This is a genomic window from Bradyrhizobium sp. NBAIM14 (genome assembly GCF_020193895.1).
Taxonomy (GTDB): Bacteria; Pseudomonadota; Alphaproteobacteria; order Rhizobiales; family Xanthobacteraceae; genus Bradyrhizobium; species Bradyrhizobium yuanmingense.
The window spans coordinates 1-6,579 of the sequence record NZ_JADYVQ010000046.1 but is presented as its reverse complement, the minus strand read 5'-3'; the positions used below and the strand labels follow the sequence as shown (position 1 = coordinate 6,579).

Here is a 6,579-nt window from a genome sequence, read left to right as displayed (position 1 = left end):
CCCCTGTGGATCGCGCCGACGCCGGGCTCGTAACTCCGGTCGGGCTACGCCCTCCCTGCGTCACGAGCCCGGCGAAGCTCTCTCATCCTGATTGACGCTCCACTGTCACCCTGATTGCCGCGCGGCACCTGCCGAGCCGAACGACCTTGACTTCGATACGCGCAACGCTGTCAGACTTGATGTCTGTTACCTCGAAGGCTTCACCCGTGCGAATGAGCGTGATGCGATAGCCTTGCAGCAACGGCCATGGCAGCGCCTTGTGATCGAAAGTGAAGATGGGGACGCTTGTGGTTATGAGCGGGCTCAGCGAATGGCCGCGCGCATGCACCTTGTTATGCCCATCACCACAGTCTCAGGCTTCGCCATGAAGACAGCGGTCCCAGTCACAGCCCTGTCAGGCTGAGGCTCTCCGGGGAAGTTAGGCCTCCCCGGAGTCACAGGAATAACCACAACTGGCTCACCCATATTGTCGTCAATGGCTACGCTGACACGCTGCATGCCCGCGCGCCACGTTTGTGGGAATAGCATCTTCATTCTTGTGATCCTGTCGGCGGCCCTTGTGTGGACTTAACCGAATTGTCGCCAGGCCCCTGCATTCCCGTGCCGAGCTGGCCGTTGAGTTGAACGCGTGAAGCCGCTTCGGCCCGAGCCACGACGGCTTGCAGGTAAGCGGACGGCTCGACGGTGACCGTGATGTTCTGATGCATCTCAGCCTCGCCGGAGGCGCGGATGTCGAGCCGATCTATCCGACCACCAAAGACAAGTCCCGCTTGCTCTATCGGTACCTTGACCGTCTCATCCCACGGCAAGTCGCCGCCTATTAGCGTCTCCTGGCCGAACGGGACTTCGCTCCAGCTCCTTGTATCCGCCCGGGTCGGATCGTCGCAGGCAAGACCTTTGGTCGTGCGGCGAGCGGCTTCCTTCACGGTATGTTGCCAGAGGATAGCTGGTGGCACCGAGCGCTGTAGCGGCCAGGACGCCAGAACCTTGCTGGACGCTGCCTCAATGGCGGCCTCGATCTCGTCGGCGTTTGCGCGCGCGAAGCCCGGCCTTGGCTCAAGCCGTGTTATCGCGCCGGCAATGAGCTCGTGTACCAATTCGCCAAAAGCTATCGGATCAAGCTGGAGCGGCTCGCCCTCCAGGCGGATGGAGCGCCATCCCAGCGCATAGCGCCAGACGTAGCCGAGCGGGTCCCGCAGGAGCCTCTGAAGCGACGTCGTCGATTGGCTCCGGGCGAGAGCGGCTAGGATCGCGGGATGGTCGGATGCGACCAAGCCGTCGTGGCGTGCCAGCACTGCTGGCTCTGACGGACATGCTCGAGCGCTCCCGCATCGCGCGGCCGCGCCAGAAGCCGGTCTGCTTCGCTGAACGCGTGTTCGGGAATACGGTCACGCTTCTGGACCACCTCGTTCGCGGGATAGAGCGAGCTTGGCGATAGGATGCTGCCCTTTGCATTGCGCTGTGGCCGCGAGAGGATCAGGTGCTCGCGCGTTCCATCGCGGATAACCTCAAAGTGCCGGCGATCGCGATCTGCTGTCGTCAATACATGCAGCATCCGACGGTCGAGAAGATGGTGAGGGATCAAGGATCATCATTCTCGAGCCGAGGCCAGGATCGGCTCGTCAGACCAAGCAGTCGCGTGAACGGTCGCGGGCTCGCAGCGAGATGCGAAGCGGGGCTCCACACAACGCTGTTCGCCGGGTCTCGGCCGTCGCGCACCCGCATTGCCTGCAAGGAAAGCGAAACCGCGTGTGGTGGCGCGCTCCGCAGTTCCACATCGCGAGGCTCGCGCCGCTGAGTAGGAGTCGGCCGGCTTCCTGGCCGGCCTCGGGGCCGCGCGCCAGAAGCTCCAGAATCGGAAGCAGGGCACCTTCCGCAGCCATGTCGTCCGCGCGATGGGATCTCGCGGCGATGAGCGCCTCGCGCCACTGTTCGAGCGTCCTCAGGCCCGCGCCGCGCGGTATGCCGGCAAACCAGTCTTTCGGAAGGGTGCCCGCGAAGGGCCGTGGCGGCAGCGGTCTGATCAGGCGCCAAATCCTTTCCTGGCTGAGACCGGTCCTTAGAACGTCGGCCAATGCGGCACAGGCTTGCCCCTCCGGCGTGCTTGGCGCTGGTATGCCGTGCGAGAAGTGCAGGGGAAGGCCCGCGCTATTTGCATAGGCGAGAAAATGGTCGTCCCAGTCCGTCGTCGACGTCGCCGCAATGCCGATCTCCTTGGCTCTTGCCTCGCCAGAAGACAGCAGCCGATGCACCCACCGAAGCGCCTCCACCACCTCGGATTTGGGACCTGCGCTCGCCTCGGCCGAGAATGTCGCCGGCGGTGTCACTGGCTGCCGGTGGATTGTGCCCTTAAACCACGCCTGTTCCTCCGTCGGCGCCGGGATGTTCCAGGAGAGCCCCGTGAATTGCGCAATCCCGTTGAGCAGGGGGCGCCAGACGGCATTGATCTCAACGATTCCATCGAGCGTGACTGGCCGGAGCAAGGACGTGGAAAATGAAGCCCTCGCCAATGCAGCGTCGCGAAGATCGCGGGGCAGCATCCTGGAGGCGGGAAGGCGCTCTCTGATGCGCGTTTCGAGGAGACACAGATCCGCGAAGCGGCCGACATGTTGTGGCAAGGACGAAAGATCGATGTCGGCGCGCCAGACTGCGGTCAGCGACTGAAGGACAGCCCGGGGCATCCCCGGTAGGCTCGACTCGTGGCCGAGGTCTTGGAAGCCGCCCGCAGCCAGCGCCGCCTGAATGGCGGGATAAAGAACGTCGGTCGCGACGGGCGCCACAAAGCCGCCGGCAAGACGAGCAGCAAGGAATGGAAGCGTGAGGATTTCACGGCCGGTGCTTCCTTCCCGTGCCGCCACCAGCCGCTGCATCCGCATCGCGAGCGGTCCATCGACCACGAGAGTTGATCGCCGGACCATCTCCTTAGAACACTCGCACTGGCACCGGCGCATTGTATGAGCGCAGCCAATGGCCCAGTGTCAACGCCTCGTGGCGATTGAAGAACGTCTCGAAATCGAAAACATGCCGATCGCCATTGAGGTCCGCCAACAGCACCTCGCTGCGACCGAGACTGCCCCCGCTCTGCGAACCACAATAGCCGACGATAGTCGCGAACAGATCGGTCTCGCGCATCGTGCCGAACCGCTCACGGAACGGAGGCGATTCCACGCAATACCGGCACGGATTGGCAGGATCGAAATCAGCCTTGCGCCGTGTCCGATGCGGATGGCCAGTGACGAGGGCTACGATCGGCCGGCCGCCATGGCATTGTTCGACGAAGCGCCACAGGGTTGAGGTCATGGTGTTGCCAAATCCCTTGCTCAGGCTCTTGACGAGAGCCAGGCTCGGAGCAGAGCTTGCAGCTTGGGCGGCAAAGCGGCTTGCGAGAAACAGCAACTGGCCGGCGGCATAGTTTGCCTCGGCCTCGATCTTCTGGTGGCAGGCGGGCATGAGCGTCTGCTCGGTGTCGCTCAACATCATCTCATTATGCCACGGGATGATGTCGTGCCCGATCTCATGAGCCTCGTTCCAATGGTGCTTGAGGACGGGGAGATCCTGGTCGAGCAGGATCCGCTTCTGATCGGGCAAGTACAGGGCTTTGAGGCTCAGGGTCTGGACCGCTTCGCGTAGGATCGTTGGGCGGAGAAGAACCTGAAGACCTGCGACCTTCATGCGCGAGAAGGTCTCTCGCAAAAGGCTGTCGTCCGTGGTCGAGTAGTAGCCGCGGTCAAGCTTCAGCAGGTCGCGGACAATACGTAGATCGATCGGCGGCTCCGGGTCTCCAAGACCGCGCAGGACCTTGTCGACCGGTCCGTCGATGTCGGCGATCGTTCGATGTCCGAGACTGACGTTCTTCACTTGGCTCGCTTAGGATCCTGTTCGCTCAAGACGGCGACGAATGCCTCAAGAGCCGAATTCTCTTCCGGCGTCAGCTTCTGCACAGCCTCGGAGCGGGCGGCAAATCAAACGGCTTCCTGCCGCAACCCAGCATCGTTTGCCGCCGCCAGTCCGGCAAGCTGCATCAAGCGTCCGCAAAGGTCTGCGCCAGTTTGAAGACCGTTCGGGGCTCTGGGACATAATGGACGTCGTCCTCGATAACGAGTAGTTCGCTGGCGTCGAGCTCGGCGACCTCTGCCAGCCTCTCCATCGAGAAGCCGCGGCGACGGCGCATCAAGTTCACGAATTTGCCAAAGGCGATTCGCGTTTCTTCAACCGCCGCGGTCTGCTGGGCAGCAGCCGGGCGCGTATCGGACTGGATCGAACGCGAGCAAGCCGGCGCCGATGACGGCGTCGCCTTCACGACGTGCCCGAGCCATCCACCACTCTTTGCTTCGTTCAAGTTTCATCGTTCTCCTCCTTTTCGAAGAAAGCGCGAGCCTGCTCGCTGGTCATCTCAAAGTACCTTAAATTCTGGTACGACGCGTCCTGCCCCAGATCGGTCATCCCGATCTTGCGGTAGAAGTTATCGGCCTGCGGCAGCGAATGCAGCCCCAGACGTCCCTTGAAGCCCTCGTCCTCGCTGTCTGCGCGTGCGGCCGGAGCCGCACCGGGCTCTCGTGAACCGAGCCGCGTAGCGTCTCGGCCTGCGGCTTCGATCCCTCGCGCTAGAGCTTTAGTGCTCCTCGCCGGGGGCACTCGGGAAAGGGGCCCGCCCTCATGAAGATGCCGACGTCGCTATCACTGCCCCGTTCCCGGGTGCCCTTTTGACCGGTCTCGTCGCGGCACTCGGTCCCGCGTGCCGCCTTCGGCGCCGCTATGCTCACGCTCCTGCGGGTGCCATTTCTCTTTAAGGCGATGTGCCCTGGCGCACGCCTGATTAAGGCCTGCGGCCCTAAGGCAGATTGCGCAAAAGGCTGAGAGTAAGAGTGCGGCTGGTTTTTTTCCGTGACGGGTTACAAGCTGCGAGAGAGGCTCGTGGCGCCCGTCGCGGAGAACCGGGATGTCAAGCCCTGCTGTTCACGCGTGCGCCGGCCAGGACCGCGCGAACCTCTATAACGAGATCACCGACAAAATCATTGCTGAGCTTGAGGCAGGCCGCGTGCCCCGGGTCCAGCCTTGGGGCACTGCCGCGGCAAGGGCACCCTTAGCGATGCCGAAAAATGCTTCGACCGATCGATCCTACAGCGGGATCAACGTCCTTCTGCTCTGGGGAAGCACGATCGAGCATGGTTACAGCGGTCAAAGCTGGCTCACGTTCCGGCAAGCGCTGTCGCTTGGAGGCCATGTGCGTAAGGGGGAGCGTGGCACCGCGATGGTCTACTCCGACCGTTTCGTGCCGCGTGAAGAGAAGCGGCGCGCCGACGAGACCGGCGACGAAGCGCAGGCCATTCCATTTCTCAAGCGCTTTAGGGTCGTCAACACCGATATGGCGAACTAGTCGAAGTCCAACACGCCCACGACAGGCAAAAAGCGACGGCGGCGCGATGAGGTCTTGCGGCGACAGCTCGGCAAGGGCAAAAAAGATCCACAGCTTCTATCACCGTGAGGTCCGTTGGGCCGAACGCGCGTGCCTTTAATGCAGCATTTGTCTGATCGCCTGCCTTGATAGCCTGCGCGACGGTGCAGCCCGCTGTCTCGCTGCGGTATCGGCGGCCTAGCTTGCCCTCGTCTCCACCCTCGGCAGCGAAGCATGATATTCATCCACGCTGTCGAGGTCGATCATGGTCTTACCTCCCATCTTGTAGGCCCTAATCATCTCATAGGCGATCAGTTCATAAGCCTTAGTTTTTCCGAACTTGCCATAGCGGCAACCGTCCTTGAACTCCACAAGCCGGCGCCGCTTGTTGTTATCGTTGTCAACCATGGTCCCTGCCTATGCTTCGATGATCTCAGCGACAATCGGAAAAACCACTGACTAGATGGGCATTTTCACAGTGCGACCTTGGGGCTCGACGCGGGCTTACCAACAAAGGCGCTGCTTTCGTGGTAGCCGATGGGGTTGCTGCTGACTTGTTTCGACGCCATCTGAGTCTAGCCCAATTGCCCGGATGTGTTGGTTTATATCGCCTTCGGTGCCAAACAAAAGGCTCTCTGATGCCGCCCCCAATTCCCGCGCGCTGTAGCGTAAAAATAGGACGGGCCGGAAGCATTATTTGCAAGCTCGAAGCCACCGTTCCCCTGCTCAGTTGGCTCCGTTCGGTCTACAAGCGCCCTTCAAACTCATACCCTCTGCCTCGAAGTGTCGCTCGTAGACGCGGCGGTACCGCAGAGTCGACATTTTGGCGCGCGATCTAGTGACTCGGTCGTGATGCTGGTCGGTGCGGACGCTTGTTCTTCGCTCTGCCAGTCGTAATACGAAACTAGACTAGCACTACTTTGGCAGATTTGGTTTGTGCTGTGGTTTTTCACGGATTCGTCTTCTGCAGTGCGGGCATCGCTGCGATGGCGGCCGAAGAATGAGATCGACGATGGCGTGGCGTACGGCGGGCATGGTTGGTTGAGGCGGAGGCCCATTGATTCTTTTTTTTCCGTCCCGCATGTGCGAGGCGACGGTGCTGCAAGAAGGCGTAGGCAATCATTGTCATCAGGGCGTGGCGATGAAGACCCTGCCATGATCGCCCTTCGAAGTGATCAAGCCCA

General features: G+C 61.7%; 5 protein-coding genes and 2 pseudogenes. 1 reads left to right on the top strand and 6 read right to left on the bottom strand.

Translation table 11 applies throughout. The annotated features are described in order from the left end of the window. Positions 1–530 precede the first annotated feature (530 nt). The 4 genes from I6F28_RS36775 to I6F28_RS36760 all read right to left on the bottom strand — a co-directional run bounded on the left by I6F28_RS36775 (position 531) and on the right by I6F28_RS36760 (position 4,339). A complete protein-coding gene (locus I6F28_RS36775; protein WP_225143860.1) occupies positions 531–1,295 on the bottom strand; it encodes a PD-(D/E)XK nuclease family protein in 765 nt (254 codons plus the stop codon). 327 nt (positions 1,296–1,622) lie between these two features. Continuing rightward, on the bottom strand, positions 1,623–2,897 hold the full coding sequence (locus tag I6F28_RS36770) for a PD-(D/E)XK nuclease family protein (RefSeq protein ID WP_225143858.1): 1,275 nt from the start codon (positions 2,895–2,897) through the stop codon (positions 1,623–1,625). Positions 2,898–2,922: 25 nt separating this feature from the next. Beyond that, positions 2,923–3,672, bottom strand: a complete 750-nt coding sequence (locus I6F28_RS36765) for an ImmA/IrrE family metallo-endopeptidase (RefSeq protein WP_249782231.1) — start codon at positions 3,670–3,672, stop codon at positions 2,923–2,925. A gap of 349 nt (positions 3,673–4,021) precedes the next feature. Continuing rightward, positions 4,022–4,339 carry a helix-turn-helix domain-containing protein gene (locus tag I6F28_RS36760; RefSeq protein ID WP_225143853.1) on the bottom strand — a complete coding sequence of 106 codons (318 nt, stop codon included), beginning with the start codon at positions 4,337–4,339 and terminating at the stop codon, positions 4,022–4,024. A gap of 600 nt (positions 4,340–4,939) precedes the next feature. Here I6F28_RS36760 and I6F28_RS36755 point away from each other — a divergent pair. Beyond that, a pseudogene (locus I6F28_RS36755) lies at positions 4,940–5,365 on the top strand (ArdC-like ssDNA-binding domain-containing protein); the annotation flags it as partial. 228 nt (positions 5,366–5,593) lie between these two features. Here the strand turns inward: I6F28_RS36755 and I6F28_RS36750 are convergent. Both I6F28_RS36750 and I6F28_RS36745 read right to left on the bottom strand, forming a co-directional pair. Next, positions 5,594–5,803: a hypothetical protein gene (locus I6F28_RS36750; RefSeq protein WP_225143851.1), complete on the bottom strand. Its 210-nt coding sequence runs from the start codon at positions 5,801–5,803 to the stop codon at positions 5,594–5,596. Positions 5,804–6,344: 541 nt separating this feature from the next. After that, positions 6,345–6,579 (bottom strand): annotated as a pseudogene (locus I6F28_RS36745) (IS701 family transposase); the annotation flags it as partial.